This is a genomic window from Pseudomonas sp. NMS19W (assembly GCF_051554255.1).
GTDB lineage: Bacteria > Pseudomonadota > Gammaproteobacteria > Pseudomonadales > Pseudomonadaceae > Aquipseudomonas > Aquipseudomonas kribbensis.
This window is the reverse complement of the sequence record NZ_CP136718.1, coordinates 5,117,219-5,132,648: the sequence shown is the minus strand read 5'-3', so window position 1 is coordinate 5,132,648 and position 15,430 is coordinate 5,117,219. Positions and strand designations below refer to the sequence as shown.

At 60.1% G+C, this 15,430-nt stretch carries 18 protein-coding genes; 17 read left to right on the top strand and 1 reads right to left on the bottom strand.

Annotated features, from left to right (window positions below):
* The first annotated feature begins 62 nt into the window (after positions 1–62).
* From secD to R1A29_RS23425, 3 genes are all read left to right on the top strand, one after another.
* Entirely contained in the window at positions 63–1,931 is a 1,869-nt protein-coding gene (gene secD, locus R1A29_RS23435) for a protein translocase subunit SecD (protein ID WP_432217655.1), read from the top strand.
* 9 nt (positions 1,932–1,940) lie between these two features.
* Complete coding sequence (gene secF / locus R1A29_RS23430; RefSeq protein WP_085709391.1) at positions 1,941–2,855, top strand: protein translocase subunit SecF; 915 nt, start codon at positions 1,941–1,943, stop codon at positions 2,853–2,855.
* A 120-nt stretch (positions 2,856–2,975) separates the two neighbouring features.
* Positions 2,976–3,524 carry a glycine zipper 2TM domain-containing protein gene (locus R1A29_RS23425; protein WP_085709392.1) on the top strand — a complete coding sequence of 183 codons (549 nt, stop codon included), beginning with the start codon at positions 2,976–2,978 and terminating at the stop codon, positions 3,522–3,524.
* 116 nt (positions 3,525–3,640) lie between these two features.
* Here R1A29_RS23425 and suhB read toward each other — a convergent pair whose 3' ends face one another.
* Positions 3,641–4,459, bottom strand: a complete 819-nt coding sequence (gene suhB / locus R1A29_RS23420) for a type III secretion system regulator SuhB (RefSeq protein WP_085709393.1) — start codon at positions 4,457–4,459, stop codon at positions 3,641–3,643.
* 145 nt (positions 4,460–4,604) lie between these two features.
* Here suhB and trmJ point away from each other — a divergent pair, with 145 nt between their 5' ends.
* The 14 genes from trmJ to R1A29_RS23350 all read left to right on the top strand — a co-directional run bounded on the left by trmJ (position 4,605) and on the right by R1A29_RS23350 (position 15,427).
* On the top strand, positions 4,605–5,375 hold the full coding sequence (gene trmJ, locus R1A29_RS23415) for a tRNA (cytosine(32)/uridine(32)-2'-O)-methyltransferase TrmJ (protein ID WP_007956692.1): 771 nt from the start codon (positions 4,605–4,607) through the stop codon (positions 5,373–5,375).
* A gap of 2 nt (positions 5,376–5,377) precedes the next feature.
* On the top strand, positions 5,378–6,154 hold the full coding sequence (gene cysE, locus R1A29_RS23410; protein ID WP_085709395.1) for a serine O-acetyltransferase: 777 nt from the start codon (positions 5,378–5,380) through the stop codon (positions 6,152–6,154).
* Between the two features lie 168 nt (positions 6,155–6,322).
* A complete protein-coding gene (iscR, locus tag R1A29_RS23405) occupies positions 6,323–6,814 on the top strand; it encodes a Fe-S cluster assembly transcriptional regulator IscR (protein ID WP_007956690.1) in 492 nt (163 codons plus the stop codon).
* A gap of 50 nt (positions 6,815–6,864) precedes the next feature.
* Positions 6,865–8,079, top strand: a complete 1,215-nt coding sequence (locus R1A29_RS23400) for an IscS subfamily cysteine desulfurase (RefSeq protein WP_085709396.1) — start codon at positions 6,865–6,867, stop codon at positions 8,077–8,079.
* 101 nt (positions 8,080–8,180) lie between these two features.
* On the top strand, positions 8,181–8,567 hold the full coding sequence (gene iscU, locus R1A29_RS23395; protein ID WP_064589074.1) for a Fe-S cluster assembly scaffold IscU: 387 nt from the start codon (positions 8,181–8,183) through the stop codon (positions 8,565–8,567).
* Positions 8,568–8,595: 28 nt separating this feature from the next.
* The gene (iscA, locus tag R1A29_RS23390) at positions 8,596–8,919 is read left to right on the top strand and encodes an iron-sulfur cluster assembly protein IscA (RefSeq protein WP_003227904.1); all 324 of its coding nucleotides are present in this window, start codon (positions 8,596–8,598) and stop codon (positions 8,917–8,919) included.
* 8 nt (positions 8,920–8,927) lie between these two features.
* Entirely contained in the window at positions 8,928–9,449 is a 522-nt protein-coding gene (hscB, locus tag R1A29_RS23385) for a co-chaperone HscB (RefSeq protein WP_085709397.1), read from the top strand.
* Positions 9,450–9,500: 51 nt separating this feature from the next.
* Positions 9,501–11,366: a Fe-S protein assembly chaperone HscA gene (gene hscA / locus R1A29_RS23380; RefSeq protein WP_438299730.1), complete on the top strand. Its 1,866-nt coding sequence runs from the start codon at positions 9,501–9,503 to the stop codon at positions 11,364–11,366.
* A complete protein-coding gene (fdx, locus tag R1A29_RS23375) occupies positions 11,366–11,707 on the top strand; it encodes an ISC system 2Fe-2S type ferredoxin (RefSeq protein WP_041071821.1) in 342 nt (113 codons plus the stop codon). Before hscA ends, fdx begins: the two co-directional genes overlap by 1 nt.
* Positions 11,708–11,721: 14 nt before the next feature.
* The gene (gene iscX / locus R1A29_RS23370; RefSeq protein WP_085709399.1) at positions 11,722–11,922 is read left to right on the top strand and encodes a Fe-S cluster assembly protein IscX; all 201 of its coding nucleotides are present in this window, start codon (positions 11,722–11,724) and stop codon (positions 11,920–11,922) included.
* An 88-nt stretch (positions 11,923–12,010) separates the two neighbouring features.
* Positions 12,011–12,436, top strand: coding sequence for a nucleoside-diphosphate kinase (gene ndk / locus R1A29_RS23365; protein ID WP_003227894.1), 426 nt, complete (start codon positions 12,011–12,013; stop codon positions 12,434–12,436).
* A 28-nt stretch (positions 12,437–12,464) separates the two neighbouring features.
* Positions 12,465–13,613 carry a 23S rRNA (adenine(2503)-C(2))-methyltransferase RlmN gene (gene rlmN, locus R1A29_RS23360; protein ID WP_085709400.1) on the top strand — a complete coding sequence of 383 codons (1,149 nt, stop codon included), beginning with the start codon at positions 12,465–12,467 and terminating at the stop codon, positions 13,611–13,613.
* 12 nt (positions 13,614–13,625) lie between these two features.
* Positions 13,626–14,384: a type IV pilus biogenesis/stability protein PilW gene (gene pilW / locus R1A29_RS23355; protein ID WP_085709401.1), complete on the top strand. Its 759-nt coding sequence runs from the start codon at positions 13,626–13,628 to the stop codon at positions 14,382–14,384.
* Positions 14,384–15,427, top strand: coding sequence for a RodZ domain-containing protein (locus R1A29_RS23350; protein ID WP_438299728.1), 1,044 nt, complete (start codon positions 14,384–14,386; stop codon positions 15,425–15,427). Before pilW ends, R1A29_RS23350 begins: the two co-directional genes overlap by 1 nt.
* The last annotated feature ends 3 nt before the right edge of the window (positions 15,428–15,430 follow it).

Below are 15,430 nucleotides of genomic sequence, written 5' to 3'. Positions count from 1 at the left end.
GCAACAACTTCTACTCAATCGACGGGGCGCGCAAGGCGCCCCGCGTCATAACGGGCGGCGTGATGCTGAACAAATATCCTCTGTGGAAATACATTCTGATCCTGGCGGTGCTGGCGATCGGTCTGATTTATTCCGCTCCGAATCTATACCCCGATGACCCGGCCATCCAGATCAGCGGCGCCAGCACGGCCCTGCAGGTCAATCAGGCCGACCTGGACCGCGTGAGCACCGCGCTGCGTGAATCCGGGATCAACGTCAAGGCGTCGAGCCTGGCAGCCAACGGCAAGGGTGGCCTGATTCGTCTGACCAAGGCTGAAGACCAGTTGCCGGCCAAAGACGTTGTGCGCAAGGCATTGGGTGACGACTACGTCGTCGCGCTGAACCTGGCACAGACCACCCCGCAATGGCTGCGCAACATGGCTGCGCACCCGATGAAGCTGGGTCTGGACTTGTCCGGTGGTGTGCACTTCCTGCTGGAAGTGGACATGGACAAAGCCCTCGACGCACGCCTGAAAGTCTACGAAGGCGACGTCAAGAGCCTGCTGCGCAAAGAGAAACTGCGCTATCGCAGCCTGCCGCAGCTCAATGGCGCCATTCAGCTGGGCTTCAGCGATGCTGACTCCCGCGAACAGGCCCGTGCGCTGATCCGCAAGAACTTCAACGATTTCGACATTGTTCCGGCCGACCTCAACGGTCAACCGGTGCTGCGTCTGGCGATGACCCCGGCCAAGCTGGCGGAAATCCGTGAATACTCCATCAAGCAGAACCTGACCACGGTACGTAACCGCGTCAACGAGCTGGGTGTTGCCGAACCGATCGTCCAGCGTCAGGGCGCCAACCGCATCGTGGTTGAGCTGCCGGGTGTGCAGGACACTGCAGAAGCCAAGCGTATCCTCGGCAAGACTGCCAACCTGGAATTCCGTCTGGCCGCTGAGCCGGGTGCCTCGAAAGCCACTTCCGAGACTTTCGAGTTCCGCGAAGGCAAGCGTCCTCCGGCGCAGATCGAGCGCAGCCTGATCATCACCGGTGACCAGGTGACCGATGCCAAGGCCGGTTTTGGCGAGCACGGCACACCTGAAGTGAACATCCGTCTGGATGGCCACGGTGGCGAGCTGATGAGCCGCGCGACCCGCAGCAACGTCGGTCGCAGCATGGCGGTGATCTTCATCGAACAGCGTCCGGTGACCACCTACGTCAAGCAGATGGTCGACGGCGTCGAGAAAGACGTGCCGGTGCAGTCCTTCAAGGAAGAGAAGAAGATCATCAGCCTGGCGACCATCCAGTCGCCGCTGGGTGCGCAATTCCGTATCACCGGCCTGAACGGCCAGGGCGAGTCTTCCGAGCTGGCGCTGCTGCTGCGTGCCGGTGGTCTGGCGGCTCCGATGTACTTCGCTGAAGAACGCACCATCGGCCCGAGCCTGGGTGCGGACAACATCACCAAGGGTATCGATGCATCGCTGTGGGGCATGCTGTTCGTCTCGCTGTTCATCATCGCCATCTACCGCTTCTTCGGCCTGATCGCCACCGTCGCTCTGGCGGTGAACATGGTGCTGCTGCTGGCATTGATGTCGCTGCTGGGTGCAACCCTGACCCTGCCGGGTATTGCCGGTATCGTGTTGACCATGGGTATGGCGGTCGACGCCAACGTGCTGATCTTCTCGCGGATTCGTGAAGAGATCGCCGCCGGCATGACCGTGCAGCGTGCAATCAACGAAGGCTTCGGCCGGGCATTCACCGCGATTCTCGACGCCAACCTGACCACCTTGCTGGTCGGCGGCATCCTCTTCGCCATGGGCACCGGCCCGGTGAAGGGTTTCGCAGTGACCATGTCCCTCGGGATCTTTACCTCGATGTTCACGGCCATCATGGTGACCCGCGCGATGGTCAACCTGATCTTCGGCGGTCGTGACTTCAAGAAGTTGTGGATTTAAGGGGCTGCCATGTTACGTACAATCAACTTCATGGGCGTTCGCAACTTCGCGTTCGGCGTCACATTGTTCCTTACCGTGCTGGCCTTGTTCAGCGTGTTCCACAAGGGCATGAACTGGGGCCTGGACTTCACCGGCGGTACGCTCATCGAGCTGACCTACGAGCGTCCGGCCGACGTCACCAAGGTGCGTGAGCAACTGGTTACCGCCGGTTATCACGAAGCGGTCGTGCAGAACTTCGGTGCGACCACCGACCTGCTGGTGCGCATGCCGGGTGAAGACCCGCAACTGGGCCATCAGGTGGCGGAAGCGCTGCAGAAGGTCGGCGGTGAAAACCCGGCGACGGTCAAGCGCGTCGAGTTCGTCGGCCCGCAGGTCGGTGAAGAGCTGCGCGACCAGGGCGGCCTCGGCATGCTGCTGGCGCTCGGCGGCATCCTGATCTACCTGGCTTTCCGCTTTCAGTGGAAATTCGCGGTCGGTGCCATCGTTTCGCTGATTCACGACGTGATCGTGACTGTGGGTATCCTGTCGTTCTTCCAGATCACCTTCGACCTGACGGTGCTGGCGGCGGTACTGGCGATCATCGGTTACTCGCTGAACGACACCATCGTCGTGTTCGACCGGGTGCGTGAGAACTTCCGCGTGCTGCGCAAGGCTTCGCTGATCGAGAACATCAACATCTCGACCACTCAGACCCTGCTGCGCACCATGGCGACTTCGATCTCCACCTTGCTGGCGATCGCGGCACTGCTGTTCTTCGGTGGCGACAACCTGTTCGGCTTCTCCATCGCCCTGTTCATCGGTGTTCTGGCGGGTACCTACTCGTCGATCTACATCGCCAACGTGGTGCTGATCTGGCTGAACCTGTCTTCGGAAGACCTGATTCCGCCGGCCAATACCGAGAAGGAAGTCGACGACCGTCCATAACGGCCATCGCTTCCCCGGTTGTCAGTCAAAAAAGGCGCGAGTTGAACTCGCGCCTTTTTTATTGCTCCAAGGCTGGGAGAAGCGCGGGCGCGTCCCGCATGTGATGGTCAGGAGGTTCATGTGAACAAGTCGTTGCTGGTTGGTGCGGTACTGGGTGCTGTCGGTGTGACTGCCGGGGGCGCTGTCGCCACCTACAGCCTGGTTAAAAGCGGCCCTGAGTATGCGCAGGTTCTGGCCGTTGAACCGGTCAAGACACAGATCAAGACGCCACGTGAAGTATGCAAGGATGTCGCTGTGACCCGGCAGGCGCCGGTCAAGGATCAACACCAGATTCTCGGTACCGCCATCGGTGCCGTGGCGGGTGGTTTGCTGGGTAACCAGATCGGCGGCGGCACCGGCAAGAAGATTGCCACGGTAGCTGGCGCGGTCGGTGGCGGTTATGCCGGCAACAAGGTGCAGGAAGGCATGCAGAATCGCGATACCTACACCACCACCCAGACTCGCTGTAATACGGTGAATGACATCAGCGACAAGGTTGTAGGCTATGACGTCCGCTACTCGCTGGACGGCAAGGAAGGCAAAGTGCGGATGGATCGTGATCCGGGCAACCAGATTCCGGTCGACAAGGAAGGCAAGCTGATCCTGTCGCAGGCGCAGCCTGGGCAATAAGCGGTTGTAGTAAAAAAGAAGCACCCTTCGGGGTGCTTTTTTGTGCCCGGGAATCAAGCAATGTGCAGGCATAAAAAAAGCACCCCGGAGGGTGCTTTTCTGGTTTCGCGAGAAGCTTAGCGCTTCAGCGAGGCTGGCAGGTGCGGCTGGATCGCCGTCAGAACTGCCTTGAAGCATTTGGTGTTGCCGGCAACGACGTGGCCTTTTTCAAGGAAGTCGTGACCGCCGGTGAAGTCGCTCACCAGACCGCCGGCTTCCTGAATCAGCAGCGCGCCTGCAGCCATGTCCCACTCGGACAGGCCCGACTCCCAGAACGCGTCGAAACGACCGGCCGCAACGTAGGCCAGGTCCAGGCTCGCCGAACCGGCGCGACGGATGCCGGCAGTCTGGCCAACCAGGGCGCGGAACATGCCCAGGTAGTTGTCGAGGTTGTCCATCTGGTCGTCACGGAACGGGAAACCGGTGCCGAGCAGAGCGCCGTCCAGGCTGGTACGACCGCTGACACGCAGACGACGACCGTTCAGTTGAGCGCCGCGACCACGGCTGGCGGTGAATTCTTCCTGGCGAACCGGATCCAGAACAACGGCGTGTTCCAGGCGACCACGGTATTTGCAGGCAATGCTGACGGCGAAGTGAGGAATGCCGCGCAGGAAGTTGGTGGTGCCGTCCAGCGGATCGATGATCCACAGATATTCCTCGCCTTCGATACCGCTGCCGGCGTGCATGCCGGTCTCTTCACCCATGATCGAGTGATTCGGGTAAGCCTTGCGCAGGGCGTCGATGATTTTCTGTTCGGCGGCGCGATCGACCTCGGATACATAATCCTTGGCGTCTTTTTCGTCGACCTTGATGGTATCCAGGCGCTCGATGGAGCGGAAGATCAGTTCACTGGCGCTGCGGGCGGCGCGCAGCGCGATATTCAGCATGGGCTGCATGGATGTGTCACCTAAGGTTGTTAAAGAAAGCCGCGCATTCTATCAGAACTTTTCTTCAGGTGAAGGTCGCTGTTCGCTTTCATAGCTTAACGGTAGGCTGTTCTGTAAGATTTGCACCCCTTTCCCCAGTCCGAGAGCGCCCGCCGTGCTGCAAAACATTCGTGTCGTCCTGGTCAATACCAGCCACCCGGGAAACATCGGCGGGACCGCGCGCGCCATGAAAAACATGGGTTTGTCGCGGCTGGTGCTGGTCGATCCGCGAGTCTTTCCGCATCACGAAGCCGATGCTCGTGCCTCGGGTGCCGGTGACATCCTTGAAAATGCGCAAGTCGTCGCCACCTTGGAAGACGCTCTGGTCGGCTGCAATCTGGTGCTTGGCACCAGTGCTCGTGACCGGCGCATTCCCTGGCCGCTGCTGGATCCGCGCGAATGCGGGACCAAAGTGGTCGAGGAGGCCGGGCAGGGCGCGGAAATCGCGCTGGTATTCGGGCGTGAAGACTCCGGCCTGACCAACGACGAGCTGCAACGATGTCACTATCACGTGCACATCCCCTCCGATCCTGAATTCAGCTCGCTGAATCTCGGGGCGGCGGTGCAGGTGTTGAGCTATGAAGTGCGCATGGCCTGGCTGGCCGCACAAGGCCAGCCGACCAAGATCGAGAAAGAAGAAGTGGCCTCCGTGAAAAGCGCCGAGCTGGCGACCATGGATGAGCTGGAGCGATTCTATGAGCACCTGGAGCAGACCCTGGTGGCCATCGAATTCCTCGATCCGGAAAAACCTCGGCACTTGATGGCGCGCCTGCGCCGGTTGTACGGACGCAGCTCGGTCAGCCGGGCGGAAATGAATATTTTGCGTGGCATCCTCACGGAAACCCAGAAAGCGGCCCGTGGCGAGCTCCTTAAGCGGAAGGATTAATGATGTTCGAGCGTTTGCGTGAAGATATCCAGAGCGTATTCCACCGAGACCCGGCGGCGCGTAACGCTTTTGAAGTCCTGACCTGCTACCCCGGCATGCATGCAATCTGGATTCATCGACTGGCCGGCATGCTCTGGCGCAACGATCTGAAATGGCTGGCGCGGCTGGTGTCGAACTTCGGTCGCTGGCTGACCGGAATCGAGATTCATCCGGGCGCCAAGGTGGGTCGACGCTTCTTTATCGACCATGGCATGGGCATCGTCATTGGCGAAACCGCAGAAATCGGCGATGACGTCACCATCTATCAGGGCGTGACCCTTGGCGGCACCAGTTGGAACAAGGGCAAGCGTCACCCGACGCTGGGTGATGGTGTTGTCGTGGGGGCCGGCGCGAAGGTGCTGGGTCCGTTCACGGTCGGCGCTGGCGCCAAGGTCGGTTCCAATGCCGTGGTGACCAAAGAGGTGCCGCCGGGCGCCACCGTGGTAGGCATTCCGGGGCGGATCATCGTCAAATCCGATGACGAAGCCGATGCCAAGCGCAAGGCCATGGCCGAGAAAATCGGTTTCGATGCCTATGGCGTGAGCGGTGACATGCCGGATCCGGTGGCGCGTGCCATTGGCCAATTGCTCGATCACCTGCAGGCGGTGGATGGCCGTCTGGAAGGGATGTGCGGGGCGTTGAAGGATCTGGGCAGCAATTACTGTGCGAAAGATCTGCCTGAACTGCGCGAAGAAGACTTCGCCTGCGTGAAGGGCAAGGACGAATCCACTACGCACTGATGCGCTTGCAGGGCTGCTGCCGGCCGGTGTGCCATTAAGCCGCAGACCCTGCTATCATTCGCGCGCTCTTTTGCGGGTAAACCCGACTAAAGCACTAGGTCTTATAGTTGACTTAAATGCTCGGGAATTGCATACTCCCGCCCATTCCGAACTCCGTGGTAATTGTCCATGCGACTGACTACAAAAGGCCGATACGCCGTGACCGCCATGCTTGACCTGGCGTTGCATGCGCAGCACGGGCCCGTGTCCCTGGCCGATATCTCCGAGCGCCAAGGCATCTCCCTGTCCTATCTCGAACAGCTTTTCGCCAAGCTGCGCCGCAGCAACCTGGTTTCCAGTGTTCGCGGTCCGGGCGGTGGCTACCAGTTGTCCCGCGATATGCAGGGCATCCAGGTTGCCCAGGTGATCGATGCGGTGAACGAATCGGTCGATGCAACAAAATGCCAGGGCCAGGGCGATTGCCATTCCGGCGACACCTGCCTGACCCATCACCTGTGGTGCGACCTGAGCCTGCAGATTCACGAATTTCTCAGCGGTATCAGCTTGGCCGACCTCGTAACTCGCCGTGAGGTGCAGGAAGTGGCCCAGCGTCAGGATCAGCGTCGTTGCAATGGCAAGGCGCCGCGCCTGGACAAGATTGAAGCGTCCGCCGTCGAATGACAGCCAGAGAGCTAGCGGCACGCCAGCCAGCCTGATTTAGGAGATAGTCCATGAAATTGCCGATTTACCTTGATTACTCTGCGACCACCCCGGTCGATCCGCGCGTAGCGCAAAAGATGAGTGAATGCCTGCTGGTCGACGGAAACTTCGGTAACCCGGCGTCCCGTTCCCACGTGTTCGGCTGGAAGGCCGAAGAGTCCGTCGAAAACGCCCGTCGTCAGGTGGCCGATCTGGTCAACGCCGACCCGCGCGAAATCGTCTGGACCTCCGGTGCCACCGAGTCCGACAACCTGGCAATCAAGGGCGCGGCACATTTCTACGCCTCCAAGGGCAAGCACCTGATCACTTCCAAGATCGAGCACAAGGCTGTCCTCGACACCATGCGCCAACTGGAGCGTGAAGGTTTCGAAGTGACCTACCTCGAGCCGACCGAAGACGGTCTGATCACGCCGGCCATGATCGAAGCCGCGCTGCGCGAAGACACCATCCTGGTGTCGGTGATGCACGTGAACAACGAGATCGGCACGGTCAACGACATCGCCGCCATCGGCGAGCTGACCCGTTCGAAAGGCATTCTGTTCCACGTCGACGCCGCTCAGTCCACCGGCAAGGTCGAAATCGACCTGCAGAAGCTGAAAGTCGACATGATGTCGTTCTCTGCCCACAAGACCTACGGTCCTAAAGGCATCGGCGCGCTGTACGTCAGCCGCAAGCCGCGTGTGCGCATCGAAGCGACCATGCACGGCGGCGGTCACGAGCGTGGCATGCGTTCCGGCACCCTGGCGACCCACCAGATCGTCGGCATGGGCGAAGCGTTCCGTGTAGCCAAGGAAGACATGGCTGCCGAAAACGTCCGCATCAAGGCGTTGAGCGACCGTTTCTACAAGCAGGTCGAGCATCTGGAAGAGCTGTACGTCAACGGCAGCCTGACCGCCCGCGTTCCGCACAACCTGAACCTGAGCTTCAACTACGTTGAAGGCGAGTCGCTGATCATGGCGCTCAAGGATCTGGCGGTTTCGTCCGGTTCAGCGTGCACTTCGGCGTCTCTGGAGCCTTCGTACGTGCTGCGCGCCCTGGGCCGCAACGACGAACTGGCGCACAGCTCGATCCGCTTCACCTTCGGCCGTTTCACTACCGAAGAGGAAATCGATTACGCCGCGCAGAAAGTCTGCGAGGCCGTCACCAAGCTGCGCGCTCTGTCGCCGCTGTGGGACATGTACAAAGACGGCGTCGATATCTCGAAGATCGAGTGGGCGGCACACTAAACATAGAAGCCGCCGGATACGGATCCTGTAGCGACGCGGCGGTTTGCGCAGCGCAGTTGCAGGGTCTCAAGAGCGGCCCTGATGAGTGAGGATTGAGAATCATGGCTTACAGCGAAAAGGTCATCGACCACTACGAAAACCCGCGTAACGTCGGCAAGATGGACGCGGAAGATCCAGATGTCGGCACCGGCATGGTCGGCGCTCCGGCGTGCGGCGACGTGATGCGTCTGCAGATCAAGGTCAACGACCAGGGCGTTATCGAAGACGCCAAGTTCAAGACCTACGGCTGCGGTTCGGCTATCGCTTCCAGCTCCCTCGCCACCGAGTGGATGAAGGGCAAGACCCTGGACGAAGCGGAAACCATCAAGAACACCCAGCTGGCCGAAGAACTGGCTCTGCCGCCAGTGAAAATCCACTGCTCGGTACTCGCAGAAGACGCCATCAAGGCTGCCGTTCGCGACTACAAGCAGAAGAAAGGCTTGATCTAAGCATTGGGCGACGAGTAAGGAGTCAACGATGGCTATCAGCATGACAGAAGCGGCTGCTCGACACGTGCGACGCTCCCTCGACGGGCGCGGCAAGGGTGAAGGGATTCGTCTGGGTGTTCGCACCACAGGCTGTTCCGGCCTTGCCTACGTGCTGGAGTTTGTCGACGAGGTGGTTGCAGAAGATCAGGTGTTCGAGAGTCACGGCGAAAAAGTGATCATCGACCCCAAGAGCCTGGCTTACCTCGACGGCACCGAACTCGATTTCGTCAAGGAAGGGTTGAACGAAGGCTTCAAGTTCAACAATCCCAACGTGCGCGGTGAGTGTGGCTGCGGCGAAAGCTTCAACATCTGAGGCTGGTCGTGGGAACTCCTTGTCATTTCGCTTTATTCGAGCTGCAACCGGGCTTTCGTCTGGATCTCGAGCAACTGGCCACGCGCTATCGCGAGCTGGCGCGCGGCGTTCATCCCGATCGCTTTGCCGACGCTTCCGAGCGTGAGCAGCGCTCGGCACTCGAACAGTCCGCTCGGCTCAACGATGCTTACCAGACGCTCAAGAGCCCGGCACAGCGTGCGCGTTACCTGCTGACGATCAGCGGTCATGAAGTGCCGATGGAAGTCACGGTCCACGATCCCGAGTTTCTTCTGCAGCAGATGCAATGGCGCGAAGAGCTTGAAGATCTGCAGGACAGTGCCGACCTGGCAGGTGTCGCGACCTTCAAGCGCCGCCTGAAGACTGCTCAGGAGCAGCTGAACGAAAGCTTCGCAGCCTGTTGGGATGATGCAGCGCAACGCGAACAGGCCGAACGCCTGATGCGGCGCATGCAGTTCCTCGACAAGCTCACCTACGAAGTGCGCCAGTTAGAAGAGCGCCTCGACGATTAACCCAGTGCCGCTCCGGTCGCACGCCTGATATACAGATAAGTCCTGATCACGATGGCCCTACTGCAGATCGCCGAACCCGGCCAAAGTCCTCAACCGCACCAGCGTCGTCTGGCTGTGGGGATCGACTTGGGCACTACCAATTCGCTGGTCGCTGCGTTGCGCAGTGGTCTTTCCGAGCCGCTGGCCGACGCCGAAGGGCGGGTCATCCTGCCTTCCGCCGTGCGTTATCACGCCGATCGCGTCGAAGTCGGCGAGTCGGCCAAACTGGCCGCGTCCTCCGATCCCCTGAATACCGTGCTGTCGGTCAAACGCCTGATGGGTCGTGGCTTGTCCGACGTCAAGCAATTGGGCGATCAGCTGCCATACCGTTTTGTCGGTGGCGAATCGCACATGCCGTTCATCGACACCGTGCAGGGCCCGAAAAGCCCGGTCGAAGTGTCCGCCGATATCCTCAAGGTGTTGCGTCAGCGCGCCGAGGCGACCCTTGGCGGTGAACTGGTCGGCGCGGTGATTACCGTTCCTGCCTATTTCGACGACGCTCAGCGCCAGGCTACGAAGGATGCGGCAAAACTCGCCGGTCTGAACGTACTGCGCCTGCTCAACGAGCCGACCGCCGCTGCGGTGGCTTATGGGCTGGATCAGCATGCCGAAGGCCTGGTCGCCATTTATGACCTGGGTGGCGGTACTTTCGATATTTCGATTCTGCGCCTGACTGGCGGTGTCTTCGAAGTTCTGGCCACTGGCGGCGACAGCGCGCTGGGTGGTGACGATTTCGACCACGCGATTGCCGGCTGGATCATCGAAAGCGCGGGCCTTTCCGCCGATCTCGATCCGGGTGCGCAGCGCAATCTGCTGCAAACTGCCTGCGCGGCCAAGGAAGCCCTGACGAATGCCCGCAGTGTTGAAGTTGCTTATGGCGACTGGAAAGCACAGCTGACCCGTGAGGCCTTCGATGCGCTGATCGAGCCAATGGTCGCCCGCAGCCTGAAAGCCTGCCGCCGTGCCGTTCGCGACTCTGGTATCGAGCTGGAAGACGTGCATGCCGTGGTCATGGTCGGTGGTTCGACCCGCGTTCCACGTGTTCGCGAAGCTGTCGCCGAAGCCTTCGGCCGTCAACCGCTGACTGAAATCGACCCGGATCAAGTGGTGGCCATCGGTGCCGCGATCCAGGCCGATACGCTGGCCGGCAACAAGCGCGATGGCGGCGAACTGTTGCTGCTCGACGTGATTCCGCTGTCCCTGGGGCTGGAAACCATGGGCGGCCTGATGGAGAAGGTGATTCCGCGCAACACCACCATCCCGGTTGCCCGCGCCCAGGACTTCACTACTTATAAAGACGGCCAGTCGGCCATGGCGATCCATGTGTTGCAGGGCGAGCGCGAACTGATCAGCGACTGCCGCTCCCTGGCGCGTTTCGAATTGCGCGGTATCCCGGCGATGGTGGCGGGCGCGGCGAAGATTCGCGTGACCTTCCAGGTCGATGCCGACGGTCTGCTCAGCGTCTCTGCCCGTGAACTGGGTTCGGGCGTTGAGGCGAGCATTCAGGTCAAGCCGTCCTACGGTCTGACCGACGGCGAAATCGCCAAGATGCTCAAGGATTCGTTCCAGCACGCCAATGACGACAAGGTTGCCCGCGTCCTGCGCGAGCAGCAGGTTGATGCCCAGCGCCTGATCGAAGCGGTGCAGGGCGCTCTGGAGGCGGATGGCGAGCGTTTGCTCGACGCCGAAGAGCGCATGGTCATCGACCTGCAGGTGCAGGAACTGACCGAACTGATGAAAGGTACCGATGGTTACGCCATCGAGCAGCAGACCAAGCGTCTGTCGCAAGTGACCGATGCTTTTGCTGCCCGTCGTATGGATCAGACGGTGAAAGCCGCTCTGTCGGGGCGCAACCTGAATGAAATCGAGGATATCTGATGCCGCAGGTCATTTTTCTGCCCCACGAGAAGTTCTGCCCTGAAGGCATGGTGGTCGAGGCTGAGCCCGGCACTTCGATTCTCGAGCTGGCCCACGAACACCATATCGAGATGGAAAGCGCCTGCGGCGGCGTCTGCGCCTGCACCACTTGTCACTGCATCATCCGCGAGGGTTTCGACTCGCTGGAAGAAGCTGACGAGTTGGAGGAAGATTTCCTCGATCGCGCCTGGGGTCTGGAGGCGCAGTCGCGCCTGGCCTGTCAGGCCATCGTCGGCGAGGAAGACCTCACCGTCGAGATTCCGAAATATTCGCTTAACCATGCGGCCGAAGCGCCGCACTGACTGGTAAGACTGTCATGAGCTACGGTTGGAATGATGTTCAACGTATTGCAGAAGAGTTGGCTGAGGCCAAGCCGGGTGTAGATCCGTATTCTGTCAATTTCGTCGAGTTGCAGCAGTGGATCAAGGAGCTGCCTGACTTCGACGCTAACTCTGGCCGGGTCGGCGAGAAGGTGTTGGAAGCGGTTCAGCAGCTCTGGAATGATGAAATAGACTGATCATCCTTGCAGGTTAGGCAATACCCAAGAACCCGCGTATAATTCGCGGGTTTAATTTTTCGCAAATTACCGTTTCTGGAGTTACACCATGGCTGTTCAACGTACTTTCTCCATCATCAAGCCAGACGCCGTTGCAAAAGGCGCTGCCGGCGAAATCGTTACCCGTTTCGAAAAGGCTGGTCTGAAAGTGGTTGCTTCGAAAATGAAGCAACTGTCCAAAGCCGAAGCTGAAGGCTTCTACGCTGAGCACAAAGAGCGCGGTTTCTTCGGTGACCTGGTTGCTTTCATGATCTCCGGTCCGGTTGTTGTTCAGGTTCTGGAAGGCGAAAACGCCATCGCTCGCAACCGTGAGCTGATGGGCGCTACCAACCCTAAAGAAGCTGCTGCCGGCACCATCCGTGCTGACTTCGCTGAGTCGATCGACGCCAACGCCGTTCACGGTTCGGACTCCGAAGCCGCTGCCGCTCGCGAAATCTCGTACTTCTTCGCAGCTACTGAAGTAACCACTCGCTAAGCATTGGCTTAAGAGTGAAGGTGAATCCATGACTACATCGACTGTTAAAACCAACCTGCTGGGTCTGACCCAGCCGGAAATGGAAAAATTCTTCGACTCAATCGGGGAGAAGCGTTTCCGTGCCGGTCAGGTAATGAAATGGATTCACCACTTTGGCGTCGATGATTTCGACGCCATGACGAACGTCAGCAAGGCCTTGCGCGAAAAGCTCAAGGCTGTTGCTGAAGTTCGCGGTCCCGAAGTGGTCAGCGAGGACATTTCCAGCGACGGCACCCGCAAGTGGGTGGTGCGCGTGGCGTCCGGCAGTTGCGTCGAGACTGTTTACATTCCCCAGGGCAAACGCGGCACTCTGTGCGTTTCGTCCCAGGCAGGCTGTGCCCTGGACTGCAGTTTCTGCTCCACCGGCAAGCAAGGCTTCAACAGCAACCTCACCGCCGCCGAAGTCATCGGCCAGGTGTGGATTGCCAACAAATCCTTCGGCAGTGTTCCGGCTACCATCGACCGCGCCATCACCAACGTGGTGATGATGGGCATGGGCGAACCGCTGCTGAACTTCGACAACGTCGTGGCCGCCATGCATCTGATGATGGATGACCTGGGCTACGGGATCTCCAAGCGCCGCGTGACCCTGTCCACGTCGGGTGTGGTGCCGATGATCGATGAGCTGGCCAAGCACATCGACGTATCCCTGGCGTTGTCCCTGCACGCACCGAATGACGCATTGCGTAACCAATTGGTGCCGATCAACAAGAAATATCCGCTTAAGATGCTCCTCGATTCGTGTGTGCGCTACATGTCCGCCCTGGGCGAGAAACGTGTGCTGACCATCGAGTACACCTTGCTCAAGGACGTCAACGACAAGCTTGAGCACGCGGTGGAAATGATCGAGCTGCTCAAGGATATTCCCTGCAAGATCAACCTGATTCCGTTCAACCCGTTCCCGCACTCCGGGTACGAGCGGCCGAGCAACAACGCGATCCGCCGGTTCCAGGATCAGCTGCATCAGGCAGGCTATAACGTGACCGTGCGCACCACCCGTGGTGAAGACATCGACGCGGCTTGCGGTCAATTGGTAGGGCAGGTGCTGGATCGCACCCGTCGCAGCGAACGTTACATCGCCGTGCGCGAATTGAGCGCCGACAGCGATCTGGCACAGAACGCCGCGAACACTAACTAAGAGAGGATCTCTATGTCCCTGCGCTTTGCGCTGCTGTTGCTGTTGGCCAGCCTGTGTGCTGGCTGTGTCCTGTCGGGTGATTACAACCCGATGAAGACCAGCAAGGGCCGCGACGAAGCGCGGGCTGCCTACGTGCAGCTGGGGCTGGGATACTTGCAGCAAGGCATGACCGAGCGGGCCAAGGTACCCTTGAAAAAGGCCCTCGAGCTGGACGGTTCCGATCCCGACGCCAACGCCGCCCTTGGGCTGGTCTTTCAGTCCGAGATGGAGCCGAAGCTGGCCGACGAACACTTTCGCAAGGCACTGTCCTCCCGTCCCGCCGATGCCCGCATCCTCAACAATTACGGCAGTTTTCTCTACGAAGAACAGCGTTACAAGGAAGCCTACGAGCGTTTTGAACAGGCCGCCGCCGATACCCTGTATCCTGAGCGTTCGCGCGTGTTCGAGAACCTCGGCATGACGGCGTCCAAGCTTGGCCAGCGTGATCTGGCCCAGCAGCAACTGGAAAAAGCATTGCGTTTGAACCGTCAGCAACCACGGGCGTTGCTGGAAATGGCTGAGTTGTCATTCGAAGACAGGCATTATGTGCCCGCACGTGACTATTACGACCGTTTCAGCCAGCTGTCCGAGCAAAATGCACGTAGTCTGTTACTCGCGGTTCGGTTGGCAAAAGTGTTTGAAGATCGCGACAAGGCCGCCAGTGCGGGCCTGCAATTAAAACGACTCTATCCCGGTACGCCGGAATATCAGCAATACCTGTCGGAGCAATGATGAAAGCGGCGCATCCCGAAGTTGTAGCAGCGAATCGCGTTAACCCCGGTGAGACCTTGCGCCAGGCCCGCGAAAGCAATGGCTGGTCGCTGGCCGAAGTGGCCCTCAAGCTCAACCTCACCGTGACTTCCCTGACCAACCTCGAAGCCGGTGCGTTCGACAAGCTGCCGGGGCATACCTTCGCTCGCGGCTATATTCGCGCCTATGCCAAATTGCTCGGCATGGACCAGGCGGTCCTGGTCCAGCAATTCGACCAATCTACCGGCACCGACTCCCAGGGCAGCAATGTCCATGCGCTGGGCCGGATCGAAGAGCCGGTCCGTGTTTCCCACACCATTCTGCGGATCGTCAGCCTGTTGCTGCTGATCGCGGTCATCGGCGGCGGTTTTGTCTGGTGGCAGGATCAGACCTCGCTGCGCACCAAGGACCTGACCAGTCTGGCCACGGAGCACGTTGAAGTCGAAGGCGCCGATGGCACCACGCAGATTCATCCGATCGACGAGCCGGAAGACCAGGCCGTTACCGAAGGTCAGACCGAGGGCGCGACCGCGCTGGCCCTGCCCCAGTCGGAAACCACTGCCGAATCCACCGGCGCCGAGCCAGCCGCTCCGGCAGCCGCACCGGCCTTACCTGCTGCCCCGGCGGCGACGCCTGCTGCTCCGGCCCATGCCCCGGCCCCGGTTGTCGCCACTCCGGCTGCACCTGCTCCTAACGTTCCGGCGACTCCGGCACCGACCGTCACCGCACCCGTTGTTGCGGCCACCCCGGCACCCACCGCAGAAACCACTGCTCCGGCAGCAGGCGAAGGCCAGGTGCAACTGCAGTTCACCGCTGATTGCTGGGCACAGGTCACCGATGGTCGCGGCAAGGTTCTGTTCAGCGGTCTGAAACATAAAGGCGACAGCGTCTCCGTGGCAGGCAAGCCACCGCTGGCCGTGCGTCTGGGTGTTGCCCGGGCTGCGCAGGTCAGCTACAACGGCCAGCCGGTCGATGTTGCTCCGTTCACCAGTGGCGAGACTGCTCGCCTGAAGTTGGGTCAATAAGTC

What these genes read in the sequence shown, in the direction of transcription:
- secD (WP_432217655.1), top strand. Translation starts at nt 63, where the DNA reads ATGCTGAACAAATATCCTCTGTGGAAATACATTCTGATCCTGGCGGTG.
- secF (WP_085709391.1), top strand. Translation starts at nt 1,941, where the DNA reads ATGTTACGTACAATCAACTTCATGGGCGTTCGCAACTTCGCGTTCGGC.
- suhB (WP_085709393.1), bottom strand. Translation starts at nt 4,459, where the DNA reads ATGCAGCCCATGCTGAATATCGCGCTGCGCGCCGCCCGCAGCGCCAGT.
- cysE (WP_085709395.1), top strand. Translation starts at nt 5,378, where the DNA reads ATGTTCGAGCGTTTGCGTGAAGATATCCAGAGCGTATTCCACCGAGAC.
- iscR (WP_007956690.1), top strand. Translation starts at nt 6,323, where the DNA reads ATGCGACTGACTACAAAAGGCCGATACGCCGTGACCGCCATGCTTGAC.
- R1A29_RS23400 (WP_085709396.1), top strand. Translation starts at nt 6,865, where the DNA reads ATGAAATTGCCGATTTACCTTGATTACTCTGCGACCACCCCGGTCGAT.
- iscU (WP_064589074.1), top strand. Translation starts at nt 8,181, where the DNA reads ATGGCTTACAGCGAAAAGGTCATCGACCACTACGAAAACCCGCGTAAC.
- iscA (WP_003227904.1), top strand. Translation starts at nt 8,596, where the DNA reads ATGGCTATCAGCATGACAGAAGCGGCTGCTCGACACGTGCGACGCTCC.
- hscA (WP_438299730.1), top strand. Translation starts at nt 9,501, where the DNA reads ATGGCCCTACTGCAGATCGCCGAACCCGGCCAAAGTCCTCAACCGCAC.
- fdx (WP_041071821.1), top strand. Translation starts at nt 11,366, where the DNA reads ATGCCGCAGGTCATTTTTCTGCCCCACGAGAAGTTCTGCCCTGAAGGC.
- iscX (WP_085709399.1), top strand. Translation starts at nt 11,722, where the DNA reads ATGAGCTACGGTTGGAATGATGTTCAACGTATTGCAGAAGAGTTGGCT.
- ndk (WP_003227894.1), top strand. Translation starts at nt 12,011, where the DNA reads ATGGCTGTTCAACGTACTTTCTCCATCATCAAGCCAGACGCCGTTGCA.
- rlmN (WP_085709400.1), top strand. Translation starts at nt 12,465, where the DNA reads ATGACTACATCGACTGTTAAAACCAACCTGCTGGGTCTGACCCAGCCG.
- pilW (WP_085709401.1), top strand. Translation starts at nt 13,626, where the DNA reads ATGTCCCTGCGCTTTGCGCTGCTGTTGCTGTTGGCCAGCCTGTGTGCT.
- R1A29_RS23350 (WP_438299728.1), top strand. Translation starts at nt 14,384, where the DNA reads ATGAAAGCGGCGCATCCCGAAGTTGTAGCAGCGAATCGCGTTAACCCC.